A 12,610-nucleotide genomic window follows, 5' to 3' on the forward strand; every position below is an offset into this window, starting at 1 on the left:
AAAAAAGGGAATACATCTATTATGTATCCCTTTTTTTGATTGATTATTTCTGTTCAGTTTTTTCTACCGCAGCTACTGGTGCTGGGTTCATACGAGCCATCAACTGTTTTACGGTAGGATTCTCAACATGTTCTTGCATGGTAGTGTTTAAAGCATTACGAGCATTTTGCGTTGTGAAATGAGCAACCTCTCCTCCAATTTCACTTGCTTTCTTTGCCCACGTCTTCCCTTCATTTGACTGATAAAAGTTTAAAGCGGCTTGTAACTCTTTCTGGCTAAACGTTTCCACATAACGCTGAACAATAAATTGTTTACGTTGTTCACTATTTAAGTTTTTAGTTAAATCAGTGAAAAAATCAGCTGGCATATCTTTTGGTAAGCGCATACGAATTTGTTCAAGAATCATTTTATCCGTATTTTCAAGTCCTTGTTCAGTACCATCAACCGAAACCAACTTCTCAGCAATTACTGTCTTTTGTTTAACATCATCAGCATAACTGAATGTACTAAGTAAGATAGTCCCCAAAATGATGATTTTTCTCATCGTATTATCCCTAATATAAATTTTCTAATGTGCTCAATATACGCGATATTTCTAAGATTTAAACCCTGAGCACAAATAAAAAACCCTATGCTATGCATAGGGTTTCAAATCATTCAAGCAAAAATTATGATACTAATTTTGGCTTACGGTTTGTTGCTTGCTCACCGCGCTTATGGAATTCTAAAACACCATCATTAAACTTAGCATCTTTTAACTCCTTACGATCTGCAAGGTAATTATTTGTGATCTTCCAAGGTGCTTGCTTACCTTGTTTTGGCATCACATCCGCTGCGCGGGCGATATAACCAGATGACATTTTACCCATGATTGTGTCATTTTCGCGCTGTGAAGGATCGGCGTGTGCAATCACCTCATCAAAACCATTTTTATCCATATGATTAATCAAACGGCAAATATAATCAGCAGCAATATCAACCTTCAAAGTCCATGATGCATTGATATAACCAATGATCATCGCCATATTAGGTACATCGCTCACCATAACGCCTTGATAAAGCATATGTTGAGAGGTATTCATTGGTTTGCCATCAATTGAACCTTGCACACCACCTAAAATCTGAATCTCTAAGCCAGTTGCTGAAATCACGATATCAGCCTCTAAATGTTTACCAGATTTCAATTGAATACCATTTGCGGTAAATTTCTCGATTTGATCTGTCTCAACACTTGCCTGACCTTCACGCAATGCTTTGAATAAGTCACCATCTGGCACAACACATAAACGTTGATCCCAAGGATTGTAGCTTGGAGTAAAGTGTTTCATATCGACTTTACCTTTCAACTGCAACTCAATGCCTTTCAACAATAAACGACGTACAGTCTTTGGATACTTTTGCGCTAGTGCATAAATACCACGTTGCATACCAATATTACGTGCACGAGTAAATTTATAAGCCGTTTCTTCAGACATAAATTTACGAGTTTTTTCATAAATAAAGTCGATAGAAGGAATCGTCGCAATATACGTTGGTGAACGTTGTAACATCGTCACATGCCCTGCACCACCTTTAACCATAGAAGGCACAAGAGTAATTGCAGTAGCACCACTACCGATAATCACAACTTTTTTACCTGTGTAATCTAAATTTTCAGGCCAATGTTGTGGATGAATAAACTGACCTTTGAAATCTTCTTGTTTCGGGAATGTAGGTGCATAACCTTGATCGTAGTTATAGTAGCCTGTACAGCCCATTACGAAGTTTGCAGACCACGTTTGTTTTTTCTTATTGTTGTCTTCGATCTCAACTAACCATTTTTTCTTTGTAGAATCATAGTTCGCAGAAAGTACACGATGACCAAAGTGAATTTTATCTTTTAACTGATTTTCGCTAATGACATCACTTAAGTAGCCTTTGATCTCAGCGCCACTTGCCAATACTTTGTCTTTTGCCCATGGCTTGAAGTTAAAACCAAACGTTGACATATCCGAATCAGAACGAATACCAGGATAGCGGAATAAATCCCAAGTTCCACCAAAGCTTTCACGACGCTCTAAGATTTCAAATTTGCGTTGTGGACAGTTTTTAGAGAGATGCACAGCTAACCCAATCCCAGAGATACCTGCACCAATAATCAATACATCAACTTGCTTTTCCATTTTTTTTATACCCTGTATAAACCATGACTTTATTAAAGCACAAATTTGACAATACACAATGTCAAGTTTAGTCATTCATCGGTTTTTTCATGTCACTTCGGGACATTTTTAGAAAAAGAGAGTGTAAAAAAACCTGAGATTTTTGCTTGGATTTGCAATTTATTAAAGGATCGGAGTTTAAAAAATTTATTTTCGCCTTATAACCAAAAAATTTAATTTAAGTAATATGTGTAAAGCATGAAAAATATGTTAACCCCAATGAATGTATAAATAATTTGTTATAAAATTTTAACGTAAATAGAAAGTTCAATACACTCACATACAAAGTATCGAATTAACCTTTAGCAATCATAATGTTATAAGACAAGCTGTTAATAGAGTATAAGCAATTGATTCCAAATTTATCTGCCGAAATCATACCAGCAAAATCTGCTGCTGGAATTAACTTAGGATTAGATTTCAACACTTTTAGAGCATTATCCGATTATCAAATCATTCATGATTATAATGAATCTGAAAACGTCTGTTATGAGAAAGATAAGTGGCTGATTTTATATCGTAATTTAATACTACCATGGGGGGAGTCCATTAATGAAATATGTTGTTATTGGAATAAAACCGTCACTCTAACATTCAATGCAGATACCAAAAAATTAGAATTCATCTATGTAGCGAAGGGGTATCAAGGAAAATTATTAGGCTTATTAGGAATAGGTGATAGATTAGATTCGGTCAAAAACCAATATAATTTTTATTTCGAAGGTGACAGGCACTATCTTGAATTTACAGAAGATAGCAATCAAGCTGGTGAAATTATTCCTGTGGAGATTGAAACAAACTATAGAACAGCATACTCAGCAGAATATTCAGATCAGTTCATTGAAGCTTTCTTAATCTACTTGCCCCCTAGTGAAAGAAATCATTGAAACCTAATTAAGTAATTTAAATAGACCATACAGCCCTTTTAAATATCACTTCGCACAATATCCTAGCAATAAAAAAGGTCGGTTATTACACCGACCTTTTTGAACAACTGAGCTGCTCTTGTATAGAAGTATTATTTTACTTCACGATCTACAAGTTCAACGTAAGCCATCGGTGCAGCATCACCTGCACGGAAGCCCGCTTTAAGAACACGTAGATAACCGCCGTTACGCTCTTTGTAACGAGGGCCAAGAACGGTAAATAATTTACCAACAGTTGCTGCAGAACGAGTACGAGCAAACGCTAAACGACGGTTTGCTACTGTATCGTTTTTAGCTAAAGTGATTAAAGGCTCAGCAACGCGGCGAAGTTCTTTCGCTTTAGGCAAAGTTGTTTTAATTAACTCGTGCTCAACTAAAGCATTCGTTAAATTTTGGAACAACGCCTTACGATGGCTGCTTGTACGGCCTAATTTCACACCACTATTACGATGACGCATGGTGATAGTCCTACTTAATTAACGGCTACGATAGGCAAATCGGTCATCCATACGGAGACTAGCTGGTGGCCAGTTCTCTAAACGCATGCCGAGTTGTAAACCTTTCGATGCCAAAACATCTTTGATCTCTGTTAACGATTTTTTACCTAAGTTAGGAGTTTTTAACAACTCAACTTCTGTACGTTGAACAAGATCACCAATGTAGTAAATATTTTCTGCCTTCAAACAGTTAGCAGAACGAACAGTAAGCTCGAGATCATCTACTGGACGAAGCAAAATTGGGTCAACTTCTTCGCGAGGTTCTTGAGCAACAGGAGTTTGATCTTTCTGAAGGTCAACAAAGATTGCAATTTGTTGTTGCAAGATTGTTGCCGCTTTGCGGATTGCTTCTTCAGGATCAACAGTTCCGTTAGTCTCAAGATCGATCACTAACTTATCAAGATCGGTACGTTGTTCTACACGAGCATTTTCTACTGTGTAAGAAACACGCTTGATCGGGCTATATGAAGCATCTAACTGTAAACGACCTACTGGACGTGTTTCACCTTCTGGGAAGCGTGAGTCAGATGTTTCATAACCACGACCTTGAGCAACTTTAAGGCGCATTTTTAATGAACCAGTTGAACTCAAAGTACCAATTAAATGATCAGGATTAACCACTTCAACATTATGAGGTAAACGAAGATCAGCAGCTGTTACATCACCTGCGCCTTGTTTCTCTAATGTTAAATATGCTTCATTTTGATCGAACAGCTTAATAGACAATCCTTTTAGGTTCAGCAAGAGCTCGACGATGTCCTGCTGCAAGCCTTCTAAAGTACTGTACTCGTGCTCGACACCTTCTATTTCTACTTCAACCACAGCAGCGCCAGGTAAAGAAGACAATAGAATGCGACGTAAAGCATTGCCTAGAGTATGACCAAAGCCACGCTCCAAAGGTTCCAGAATCACTTTTGCCGAGGTCCCGCTCACCGCTTCGACCTTGATCGCTTGCGGAGTTAGAAACTCGTTTGCAGTACGCGTCATTTATTGCTACCTCAAGGATTATTTAGAATACAATTCTACAATCAAGCTTTCGTTGATTTCAGCAGGTAAATCAGAACGATCTGGTGCAGCTTTGAACGTACCTTCTAACTTAGAATGGTCAACTTCAATCCAAGCTGGGGTACCACGTTGAGCAGCTAACTCAATTGCATTTTTAATACGCAATTGTTGCTTAGCACCTTCATGAACTGCAATTACATCGCCCGCTTTAACTTGAATAGACGCAATGTTTACACGACGACCATTTAAAGTAATAGAACGGTGACTTACTAACTGGCGAGCTTCTGCACGTGTAGAACCAAAACCCATGCGATAAACTACGTTATCAAGACGGCTTTCAAGCAATTTCAACAAGTTCTCACCTGTTGCGCCTTTAACACGAGCTGCTTCTTTATAGTAATTACTAAATTGACGCTCTAACACACCGTACATACGACGTACTTTTTGTTTTTCACGTAATTGTAGTGAGTACTCAGATTGCTTACCACCGCGTGCCTGACCATGTTGACCAGGTGCTTTGTTAGCTTTTTTAGTTTTGACGTCAAATGGTTTAACGCCAGATTTAAGTTGCAGGTCTGTCCCTTCGCGGCGAGAGAGTTTGCATTTTGGACCAATATAACGAGCCATGAATGTTTCTCCTTACACGCGACGTTTTTTAGGTGGACGGCAACCGTTGTGAGGAATTGGAGTCACATCGGTAATGCTGTTAATCTTATAACCCACTGCGCCTAATGCACGAACCGCAGACTCACGACCTGGACCAGGACCTTTTACAAGGACGTCTAGGTTTTTCAAACCGTAATCCAAAGCTGCTTTACCAGCAACTTCAGCAGCTACCTGAGCAGCGAACGGAGTTGATTTACGTGAACCACGGAAGCCTTGCCCACCTGAGGTAGCCCAAGCCAATGCATTACCTTGACGATCGGTAATCGTTACAATGGTGTTATTAAAAGACGCGTGAATGTGTGCAACACCTTCAGAGACGGTACGAGTGACCTTCTTGCGTGTGCGAGTATCTTTAGCCATCTTTTAGCTTCCAGAAATCTTACTTTTTAATCGGTTTGCGCGGACCTTTACGGGTACGTGCGTTAGTTTTGGTGCGTTGTCCGCGAACAGGCAAGCTGCGACGATGACGAAGACCGCGGTAGCAGCCTAAATCCATTAAACGTTTAATGTTCATGGAAATTTCGCGACGTAAATCACCTTCGGTAGGAACCTTAGCAACTTCTGCACGAATCGCATCAAGCTGAGCATCATCTAATTCACGAATCTTTGTAGTTTCAGTGATACCTACAGCAGCTAAGATATTCTTAGCAGTGTGGCGACCGATACCAAAAATATACGTGAGAGAGATAACAGCATGCTTGTTATCCGGAATGTTTACACCGGCAATACGAGCCATTCAATTTTCTCCAAAAAGGCAGTTAAGATAATCAACCGCCCCACAAAAATCTTGAGGGGCGGATAATAACCTAATTAGCCTACTGAAATCAACAGGTCTTAATTAAATTAACCTTGACGCTGCTTATGACGAGGTTCTGCGCTACAAATTACGCGAATAACCCCATTACGACGGATAACTTTACAGCTACCACAAATTTTCTTTACAGAAGCTTGTACTTTCATGATGAAAACCTCTAAGTGCGCTTATCCCTGAGGATGAGCAGTCGTTTTTCTCATTAACGTTTGATTATCATATTGATGCGAAGTTAAGTGCGCTTGAAGTTGCGCCATAAAGTCCATCACTACAACAACTACGATCAGCAACGATGTTCCACCCAAATGGAATGGAATACCGAATGAACTTTGTAGAATCATTGGCATTAAACATACAACAGTGATGTAAATTGCACCAATAAACGTCAAACGGTTAAGAATATGATCTAAATAACGAGCCGTTTGCTCACCTGGGCGGATACCAGGCACATAAGCTCCACTGCGCTTTAAATTCTCTGATACTTCTTTCGGACTAAAAACAAGTGCCGTATAAAAATAACAGAAGAAAATAATTAACGCGCCAAAGAGCATTAAATATAACGGCTGTCCAGGCGATAATACCAATGCCAAGTCTTGCAGACTACGTTTTACAATCCCTGCATTTGGATCAGCACTACCTAACCATTGACCCAAGCTCGCTGGAAATAATAACAATGAGCTTGCGAAAATCGCAGGAATAACACCTGCCATATTAATCTTTAATGGCAAATGTGTTTGCTGTGCAGTAAATACACGACGACCTTGTTGTTTCTGAGCATAGTTTACTGGAATACGACGCTGTGCTTTTTCAATAAACACGATCGCAGTTAAAACAGCTAGTGATAATAAACCAAATACTGCTAAACCAATTAAACTACCTTGACCATTCTGTACAGATGTAAATGACTGAATCACCAAGTTTGGCAAACCAGCAACAATACCTGCAAAAATGATCATTGAGATCCCGTTACCAACACCACGTTCGGTAATCTGTTCACCCAACCACATCAAAAACATTGTGCCTGCAACTAAAGAAGTTACAGCTGGAATATAAAATGCAAGGCCTGAGGTTAAGGTAATACCTTGACTGATCAAGCCTGCACACATCCCTACACCTTGCACAAGTGCAAGTAGCAAAGTGCCGTAGCGTGTGTATTGATTGATTTTACGTTTGCCTTGCTCGCCTTCTTTTTTCAAAGCTTCTAGCGAAGGAACTACCGTAGACATTAACTGCACGATAATCGATGCAGAAATGTAAGGCATGATACCAAGCGCTAGAATCGACATACGTTCTAATGCACCGCCAGAAAACATGTTAAATAAACCTAAGAAGGTACCTTCATTAGCTTTAAAAAACCGTGCTAGCGCTACATTATCAATACCCGGCAACGGAATATGCGCTCCTAGTCGAAAGACCAACAACGCGCCAATCAAGAACATTAATCGGCGGATAATTTCACGATATTTCACATGAAATGGCTGACCTTTCATCATGTTAACATGACCTGAAGAACTAGGAGTCATAGACACTCGAGATTACTCCTCGACTTTACCGCCAGCAGCTTCAACAGCTGCTTTAGCGCCTTTAGTCAACGCAACACCTTGTACAGTGAATGCACGAGTGATTTCACCAGAAAGCACGATGCGAGCACGAATTTGGTCACGACGAACAACATTCGCAGCTTTTAAAGTTTCAAGGCTAACTACGTCGCCTTCCACTTTATTTAACTCAGACAAGCGTACTTCAGCAGTTTTCAAAGCGATTTGGCTAGTGAAACCGAATTTAGGTAAACGACGATATAACGCTGTTTGACCGCCTTCAAAGCCTGGACGAGTACCACCACTTTTACGTGAGTTTTGACCTTTGATACCACGACCACCAGTCTTACCAACACCAGAACCGATACCACGGCCTAGACGACGGTTTTCACGCTTTGCACCTTCTGCAGGTGAAAGTTCATTTAAACGCAGAGTCATGGCTTATTCCTCTACACTAACCATATAGTAAACTTTGTTGATCATACCACGGTTAGAAGGCGTATCTTGCACTTCTACAGTATGACCAATACGACGCAGACCTAGACCTTGTAAGCAAAGTTTATGATTTTTTAAACGATGCGAAGAAGATTTAGTCTGGGTAACTTTAATCGTTTTCATGATTGATTACCCTTGAATTTGTTCTACTGAAAGACCACGTTTCGCAGCGACTTTCTCAGGAGAAGTCATATCACGCAAACCTTTAAAAGTTGCGTTTACTACGTTAGCAGCATTAGTAGAACCATAACATTTAGCAAGTACGTTATGTACACCTGCAGCTTCAAGAACAGCACGCATAGCGCCACCAGCGATTACGCCAGTACCTTCTGAAGCAGGTTGCATGTATACACGGCTTGCACCATGACGAGCATTCACAGGGTGTTGTAAAGTAGTACCCGCGAGGTCTACAGTAATCATGTTACGACGAGCAGCTTCAAGTGCTTTAGAAATAGCAGCTGGAACTTCACGTGCTTTACCACGACCAAAACCTACACGACCGTTACCATCGCCCACAACAGTTAATGCTGTGAAAGAGAAAATACGACCACCTTTAACAACCTTGGCTACACGATCAACGGCAACCAGCTTTTCAACGAGACCTTCGTTTTGTTCAACTTTCGCCATGATTAGAACTCCAAGCCGCCTTCACGAGCAGCATCAGCCAAGGCTTTGATACGACCATGATATTTAAAACCAGAACGGTCAAATGCAACTTTAGTAACACCAGCTGCTTTAGCACGTTCTGCGATCAAAGCACCAACTTTCGTCGCAGCTTCAACATTACCAGTAGTACCACTACGTAAAGATGCATCCAAAGTAGAAGCTTGCGCTAAAACTTTGCCACCATCTGCTGAAATAACTTGAGCATAGATGTGACGCGGCGTGCGGTTTACACACAAACGAGTCGCACCCAATGCACGAATGTGCAAGCGTGTGCTTTTCGCACGACGCAAACGGGTTTGTTTCTTTTCGTTCATAAGAACCTCGCGCCTTATTTCTTCTTAGCTTCTTTACGAAGAATAACTTCATCCGAATAACGAACACCTTTACCTTTATATGGTTCAGGAGAACGGTATGCACGGATTTCCGCTGCCACTTGACCTAACAACTGCTTGTTTGCTGATTTCAAAATGATTTCAGTTGCAGTTGGAGTTTCCGCTGTTACACCTTCAGGTAAAGCATAGTCAATTGGGTGTGAGTAACCGAGTGCAAGGTTCACAACAGAACCTTTAACTGCAGCTTTATAACCAACACCAACGAGCTGTAACTTACGTTCGAAGCCTTCACTAACACCTTTTACAAGGTTATTCAATACAGCGCGAGCAGTACCAGCTTGCATCCAAGCGTCTTTCGACTCTTTAGCTGGAGCAAGTTGAAGTTTACCTTCTTCCTGTTTTAGCTCGACCAGCGCATGCAGGTTGAAAGACAATGTACCTTTGCTGCCTTTCACTTCGACCTGCCGGCCGTTCTGAGTAACTGTTACACCATTAGGTACAGTTACTGGGGCTTTAGCCACACGAGACATGAGGAATCACCTATTAAGAAACAAAAGCAATAACTTCACCACCGATGCCCGCAGCACGTGCAGCGCGATCAGTCATGATGCCTTTGCTTGTAGAAACAATTGCAACGCCTAAACCTTGCTTAACGCTAGGAAGTTTATCTTTACCACGGTATTGGCGAAGACCTGGACGGCTTACGCGCTTAACCATTTCGATAACTGGCTTGCCTTCGAAATATTTTAACGTAATAGTCAAAGTAGATTTAGTGTCTTCTTGAGCCACTTCTACATTTGAAATATAACCTTCTTGTTGAAGTACGTTTGCAATTGCAACTTTCAACTTAGAAGAAGGCATAGAAACAGTTTGTTTCTTTGCCATTTGTGCGTTACGAACACGTGTTAACATGTCGGCAACGGTATCTTGCATACTCATTTAGTCGCTCCTTACCAGCTTGCCTTAACAACGCCTGGTACATCACCCTGCATTACTGTGTCACGTAATTTGTTACGGCTTAAACCGAACTTACGGAAGTAACCATGAGGACGACCAGTTAAACCACAGCGGTTACGAAGACGTACTGGAGATGCATTACGTGGCAATGCTTGTAACTTTAACATCGCTTCGAAACGTTCTTCGTCACTTGCGTTTACATTTGCAATAACAGCTTTTAATTCAGCACGTTTTGCAGCGTATTTTGCAACTGTCTTTTCGCGTTTCAATTCGCGATTAATCATACCTTTCTTAGCCATATCGACCTCTTATTTGAACGGGAAGCCGAATGCACGCATAAGCGCACGGCCTTCGTCATCGCTACGAGCAGTTGTCGTAATCGTGATGTCTAAACCACGGATACGATCAATTTTGTCAAAATCGATTTCAGGGAAAACGATTTGCTCTTTTAAACCCATAGAGTAGTTACCACGACCATCAAATGATTTCGCAGAGAAACCACGGAAGTCACGGATACGAGGGATTGCGATCGAGATCAAACGATCCAAGAATTCGTACATTTGGTCGCCGCGTAAAGTTACTTTACAACCGATCGGCCAACCATCACGGATTTTGAAACCTGCGATTGATTTACGAGCAAGAGTCACAACTGGTTTTTGACCAGCAATGAGTTGCATGTCAGCAACAGCGCCATCTAATAATTTCTTATCAGTTGCAGCTGCGCCTACACCCATGTTAAGGGTGATTTTAGTGATGCGTGGAATATCCATCACGTTCTTAACGCCAAGTTCTTCTTTTAACTTCGCTTTAAGTTCGTCATTGTAACGTGCTTTAAGTCTGGCCATTGCCTTTTCAACCTATTACTTCGCTGCCGCCACTGATTCACCATTTGATTTATAAACACGAGTTTTCGCGCCATCAATCACTTGGTAACCAACACGGTCAGCCTTTTGGGTTGTAGCATTAAAAATTGCCACGTTTGAGATATGAAGCGTAGCCTCTTGAGTAACGATACCGCCTTCAGCGCCAGTTACACGGTTTGGCTTTTGGTGCTTCTTCACTAAGTTAAGACCTTCGACCTTAACTCGATCTTCAGAAACAGACAAAACAGTACCCTGTTTGCCTTTTTCTTTACCTGCGATCACGATTACTTGATCGCCTTTTTTAATCTTAGCCATGATTGCCTCTTATAGAACTTCAGGAGCCAATGAAATGATTTTCATGAACTGTTCAGTACGAAGTTCACGAGTCACTGGTCCGAAGATACGAGTAGCAATCGGAGCTTTGTTGTTATTCAAAATAACAGCTGCGTTATCGTCGAAACGAATAACTGAACCATCTGGACGACGGATGCCGAATTTTGTACGAACAACTACAGCATTCATCACGTCACCTTTTTTAACACGTGCGCGTGGGATTGCTTCTTTTACAGTAACTTTAATAATGTCGCCAACAGAAGCATAACGACGATGTGAACCACCAAGTACTTTAATACATTGTACGCGGCGTGCACCACTGTTGTCTGCTACGTCGAGCATACTTTCGGTTTGAATCATTGCCCTACTCCAAAACCGAGCATCACCGGTCACAATTTCGAAAGGCTCAAAGAGTACTCGAAATTGTCCGATGATGCAACAAGAACGTCTAATTACTCAGCAGCAGCTTCAACTACTTCCACTAAAGTCCAAGCTTTAGTTTTAGAAATTGGGCGGCTTTCTTTGATGGTCACTAAGTCGCCAGTTTTAGCAACATTGTTCTCATCGTGAGCGTGTAATTTAGTTGAACGGCGGATTGATTTGCCATACAACGGGTGTTGAACGCGGCGTTCAATAAGCACAACAATAGACTTGTCCATTTTGTCGCTTACGACTTTGCCGGTTAACGTGCGGACTGTTTTTTCACTCATTGTCCGTTCCCCTGTTTTTCGGTAAGGAGTGTCTTGATACGAGCAATTGTCTTACGAGCAATTTGCACTTCATGCGATTTGCCTAATTGACCAGTTGCTTTCGCCATACGAAGACGGAATTGGTTAAGCTGTTGCTCATCAAGCAAAGCCTTCAACTCTTCTACCGATTTTTCACGTAGATCTTTAGTTTTCATTACATTACCGTCCGAGTCACGATAGTGGTTTTAAACGGAAGTTTAGCAGCAGCTAAAGCAAATGCTTCACGCGCTAACTCATCGTTAACACCTTCAATTTCGTACAGGATCTTACCTGGCTGGATCTGACAAACCCAGTATTCCACGCTACCTTTACCTTTACCCATACGAACTTCTAATGGTTTTTCGGTAATTGGTTTGTCCGGGAATACGCGGATGAAGATTTTACCACCACGCTTAATACGACGGCTGATGGTACGACGGCAAGCTTCAATCTGACGAGCAGTCATACGACCACGTTCAGTTGCTTTAATTGCAATCGAACCAAATGATACTGTACTACCACGATGCGCTAGACCAGTGTTACGGCCTTTGTGCACTTTACGGAATTTGGTACGTTTAGGTTGCAACATGGA

The 12,610-nt window shown here is 41.2% G+C and carries 23 protein-coding genes; 1 reads left to right on the top strand and 22 read right to left on the bottom strand.

Annotated elements, in window-relative coordinates; translation table 11 throughout:
* Positions 1 to 43: 43 nt before the first annotated feature.
* Complete coding sequence (locus ACT4_RS05480; RefSeq protein ID WP_007480400.1) at positions 44 to 544, bottom strand: DUF2059 domain-containing protein; 501 nt, start codon at positions 542 to 544, stop codon at positions 44 to 46.
* A 124-nt stretch (positions 545 to 668) separates the two neighbouring features.
* Positions 669 to 2,162: an NAD(P)/FAD-dependent oxidoreductase gene (locus ACT4_RS05485; protein ID WP_007480401.1), complete on the bottom strand. Its 1,494-nt coding sequence runs from the start codon at positions 2,160 to 2,162 to the stop codon at positions 669 to 671.
* Positions 2,163 to 2,551: 389 nt separating this feature from the next.
* On the opposite strand from ACT4_RS05485, the gene ACT4_RS05490 reads away from it, so the two are divergent.
* A complete protein-coding gene (locus ACT4_RS05490) occupies positions 2,552 to 3,088 on the top strand; it encodes a hypothetical protein (RefSeq protein ID WP_007480402.1) in 537 nt (178 codons plus the stop codon).
* Between the two features lie 131 nt (positions 3,089 to 3,219).
* Here ACT4_RS05490 and rplQ read toward each other — a convergent pair whose 3' ends face one another.
* The 20 genes from rplQ to rplP form a co-directional block, all read right to left on the bottom strand.
* Positions 3,220 to 3,585, bottom strand: coding sequence for a 50S ribosomal protein L17 (gene rplQ / locus ACT4_RS05495; protein ID WP_004641032.1), 366 nt, complete (start codon positions 3,583 to 3,585; stop codon positions 3,220 to 3,222).
* A gap of 18 nt (positions 3,586 to 3,603) precedes the next feature.
* Positions 3,604 to 4,611, bottom strand: a complete 1,008-nt coding sequence (locus ACT4_RS05500; protein WP_004657700.1) for a DNA-directed RNA polymerase subunit alpha — start codon at positions 4,609 to 4,611, stop codon at positions 3,604 to 3,606.
* An 18-nt stretch (positions 4,612 to 4,629) separates the two neighbouring features.
* Positions 4,630 to 5,256: a 30S ribosomal protein S4 gene (gene rpsD, locus ACT4_RS05505; RefSeq protein WP_007480422.1), complete on the bottom strand. Its 627-nt coding sequence runs from the start codon at positions 5,254 to 5,256 to the stop codon at positions 4,630 to 4,632.
* A 12-nt stretch (positions 5,257 to 5,268) separates the two neighbouring features.
* Positions 5,269 to 5,655 (bottom strand): 30S ribosomal protein S11, encoded by a 387-nt coding sequence (gene rpsK, locus ACT4_RS05510; RefSeq protein WP_001040166.1) that lies wholly within the window; start codon positions 5,653 to 5,655, stop codon positions 5,269 to 5,271.
* 19 nt (positions 5,656 to 5,674) lie between these two features.
* Positions 5,675 to 6,031, bottom strand: a complete 357-nt coding sequence (gene rpsM / locus ACT4_RS05515) for a 30S ribosomal protein S13 (protein ID WP_000090815.1) — start codon at positions 6,029 to 6,031, stop codon at positions 5,675 to 5,677.
* Between the two features lie 107 nt (positions 6,032 to 6,138).
* Positions 6,139 to 6,255, bottom strand: coding sequence for a 50S ribosomal protein L36 (gene rpmJ / locus ACT4_RS05520; RefSeq protein ID WP_000867907.1), 117 nt, complete (start codon positions 6,253 to 6,255; stop codon positions 6,139 to 6,141).
* 21 nt (positions 6,256 to 6,276) lie between these two features.
* A complete protein-coding gene (gene secY / locus ACT4_RS05525; RefSeq protein ID WP_171054776.1) occupies positions 6,277 to 7,596 on the bottom strand; it encodes a preprotein translocase subunit SecY in 1,320 nt (439 codons plus the stop codon).
* A 45-nt stretch (positions 7,597 to 7,641) separates the two neighbouring features.
* Positions 7,642 to 8,082: a 50S ribosomal protein L15 gene (gene rplO / locus ACT4_RS05530; RefSeq protein WP_004877613.1), complete on the bottom strand. Its 441-nt coding sequence runs from the start codon at positions 8,080 to 8,082 to the stop codon at positions 7,642 to 7,644.
* 3 nt (positions 8,083 to 8,085) lie between these two features.
* Complete coding sequence (gene rpmD / locus ACT4_RS05535) at positions 8,086 to 8,262, bottom strand: 50S ribosomal protein L30 (protein ID WP_000849088.1); 177 nt, start codon at positions 8,260 to 8,262, stop codon at positions 8,086 to 8,088.
* Between the two features lie 6 nt (positions 8,263 to 8,268).
* Positions 8,269 to 8,766, bottom strand: a complete 498-nt coding sequence (rpsE, locus tag ACT4_RS05540; protein WP_004657688.1) for a 30S ribosomal protein S5 — start codon at positions 8,764 to 8,766, stop codon at positions 8,269 to 8,271.
* Between the two features lie 2 nt (positions 8,767 to 8,768).
* The gene (gene rplR / locus ACT4_RS05545) at positions 8,769 to 9,119 is read right to left on the bottom strand and encodes a 50S ribosomal protein L18 (RefSeq protein ID WP_004641044.1); all 351 of its coding nucleotides are present in this window, start codon (positions 9,117 to 9,119) and stop codon (positions 8,769 to 8,771) included.
* Positions 9,120 to 9,133: 14 nt separating this feature from the next.
* A complete protein-coding gene (gene rplF / locus ACT4_RS05550; RefSeq protein WP_004877614.1) occupies positions 9,134 to 9,667 on the bottom strand; it encodes a 50S ribosomal protein L6 in 534 nt (177 codons plus the stop codon).
* 13 nt (positions 9,668 to 9,680) lie between these two features.
* Positions 9,681 to 10,076, bottom strand: a complete 396-nt coding sequence (rpsH, locus tag ACT4_RS05555; protein WP_007480533.1) for a 30S ribosomal protein S8 — start codon at positions 10,074 to 10,076, stop codon at positions 9,681 to 9,683.
* An 11-nt stretch (positions 10,077 to 10,087) separates the two neighbouring features.
* Positions 10,088 to 10,393 (bottom strand): 30S ribosomal protein S14, encoded by a 306-nt coding sequence (rpsN, locus tag ACT4_RS05560; protein WP_004877616.1) that lies wholly within the window; start codon positions 10,391 to 10,393, stop codon positions 10,088 to 10,090.
* Positions 10,394 to 10,402: 9 nt separating this feature from the next.
* Positions 10,403 to 10,939 (bottom strand): 50S ribosomal protein L5, encoded by a 537-nt coding sequence (rplE, locus tag ACT4_RS05565; RefSeq protein WP_004877617.1) that lies wholly within the window; start codon positions 10,937 to 10,939, stop codon positions 10,403 to 10,405.
* 15 nt (positions 10,940 to 10,954) lie between these two features.
* Positions 10,955 to 11,272 carry a 50S ribosomal protein L24 gene (gene rplX, locus ACT4_RS05570; RefSeq protein WP_004877618.1) on the bottom strand — a complete coding sequence of 106 codons (318 nt, stop codon included), beginning with the start codon at positions 11,270 to 11,272 and terminating at the stop codon, positions 10,955 to 10,957.
* Between the two features lie 9 nt (positions 11,273 to 11,281).
* The gene (gene rplN, locus ACT4_RS05575; protein ID WP_004657680.1) at positions 11,282 to 11,650 is read right to left on the bottom strand and encodes a 50S ribosomal protein L14; all 369 of its coding nucleotides are present in this window, start codon (positions 11,648 to 11,650) and stop codon (positions 11,282 to 11,284) included.
* A 92-nt stretch (positions 11,651 to 11,742) separates the two neighbouring features.
* Complete coding sequence (rpsQ, locus tag ACT4_RS05580; RefSeq protein WP_004641057.1) at positions 11,743 to 12,000, bottom strand: 30S ribosomal protein S17; 258 nt, start codon at positions 11,998 to 12,000, stop codon at positions 11,743 to 11,745.
* Positions 11,997 to 12,194: a 50S ribosomal protein L29 gene (gene rpmC / locus ACT4_RS05585; protein WP_000849927.1), complete on the bottom strand. Its 198-nt coding sequence runs from the start codon at positions 12,192 to 12,194 to the stop codon at positions 11,997 to 11,999. The genes rpsQ and rpmC overlap by 4 nt, the downstream gene beginning before the upstream one ends.
* A complete protein-coding gene (gene rplP, locus ACT4_RS05590) occupies positions 12,194 to 12,607 on the bottom strand; it encodes a 50S ribosomal protein L16 (RefSeq protein WP_004641059.1) in 414 nt (137 codons plus the stop codon). Before rplP ends, rpmC begins: the two co-directional genes overlap by 1 nt.
* Positions 12,608 to 12,610 lie beyond the last annotated feature (3 nt).

Source organism: Acinetobacter sp. NBRC 100985, from assembly GCF_000241225.1.
Lineage (GTDB): Bacteria > Pseudomonadota > Gammaproteobacteria > Pseudomonadales > Moraxellaceae > Acinetobacter > Acinetobacter venetianus.

Coding starts and splice junctions, on each gene's coding strand:
- ACT4_RS05480 (WP_007480400.1), bottom strand. CDS start 544: ATGAGAAAAATCATCATTTTGGGGACTATCTTACTTAGTACATTCAGT.
- ACT4_RS05485 (WP_007480401.1), bottom strand. CDS start 2,162: ATGGAAAAGCAAGTTGATGTATTGATTATTGGTGCAGGTATCTCTGGG.
- rplQ (WP_004641032.1), bottom strand. CDS start 3,585: ATGCGTCATCGTAATAGTGGTGTGAAATTAGGCCGTACAAGCAGCCAT.
- ACT4_RS05500 (WP_004657700.1), bottom strand. CDS start 4,611: ATGACGCGTACTGCAAACGAGTTTCTAACTCCGCAAGCGATCAAGGTC.
- rpsD (WP_007480422.1), bottom strand. CDS start 5,256: ATGGCTCGTTATATTGGTCCAAAATGCAAACTCTCTCGCCGCGAAGGG.
- rpsK (WP_001040166.1), bottom strand. CDS start 5,655: ATGGCTAAAGATACTCGCACACGCAAGAAGGTCACTCGTACCGTCTCT.
- rpsM (WP_000090815.1), bottom strand. CDS start 6,031: ATGGCTCGTATTGCCGGTGTAAACATTCCGGATAACAAGCATGCTGTT.
- rpmJ (WP_000867907.1), bottom strand. CDS start 6,255: ATGAAAGTACAAGCTTCTGTAAAGAAAATTTGTGGTAGCTGTAAAGTT.
- secY (WP_171054776.1), bottom strand. CDS start 7,596: ATGAAAGGTCAGCCATTTCATGTGAAATATCGTGAAATTATCCGCCGA.
- rplO (WP_004877613.1), bottom strand. CDS start 8,082: ATGACTCTGCGTTTAAATGAACTTTCACCTGCAGAAGGTGCAAAGCGT.
- rpmD (WP_000849088.1), bottom strand. CDS start 8,262: ATGAAAACGATTAAAGTTACCCAGACTAAATCTTCTTCGCATCGTTTA.
- rpsE (WP_004657688.1), bottom strand. CDS start 8,766: ATGGCGAAAGTTGAACAAAACGAAGGTCTCGTTGAAAAGCTGGTTGCC.
- rplR (WP_004641044.1), bottom strand. CDS start 9,119: ATGAACGAAAAGAAACAAACCCGTTTGCGTCGTGCGAAAAGCACACGC.
- rplF (WP_004877614.1), bottom strand. CDS start 9,667: ATGTCTCGTGTGGCTAAAGCCCCAGTAACTGTACCTAATGGTGTAACA.
- rpsH (WP_007480533.1), bottom strand. CDS start 10,076: ATGAGTATGCAAGATACCGTTGCCGACATGTTAACACGTGTTCGTAAC.
- rpsN (WP_004877616.1), bottom strand. CDS start 10,393: ATGGCTAAGAAAGGTATGATTAATCGCGAATTGAAACGCGAAAAGACA.
- rplE (WP_004877617.1), bottom strand. CDS start 10,939: ATGGCCAGACTTAAAGCACGTTACAATGACGAACTTAAAGCGAAGTTA.
- rplX (WP_004877618.1), bottom strand. CDS start 11,272: ATGGCTAAGATTAAAAAAGGCGATCAAGTAATCGTGATCGCAGGTAAA.
- rplN (WP_004657680.1), bottom strand. CDS start 11,650: ATGATTCAAACCGAAAGTATGCTCGACGTAGCAGACAACAGTGGTGCA.
- rpsQ (WP_004641057.1), bottom strand. CDS start 12,000: ATGAGTGAAAAAACAGTCCGCACGTTAACCGGCAAAGTCGTAAGCGAC.
- rpmC (WP_000849927.1), bottom strand. CDS start 12,194: ATGAAAACTAAAGATCTACGTGAAAAATCGGTAGAAGAGTTGAAGGCT.
- rplP (WP_004641059.1), bottom strand. CDS start 12,607: ATGTTGCAACCTAAACGTACCAAATTCCGTAAAGTGCACAAAGGCCGT.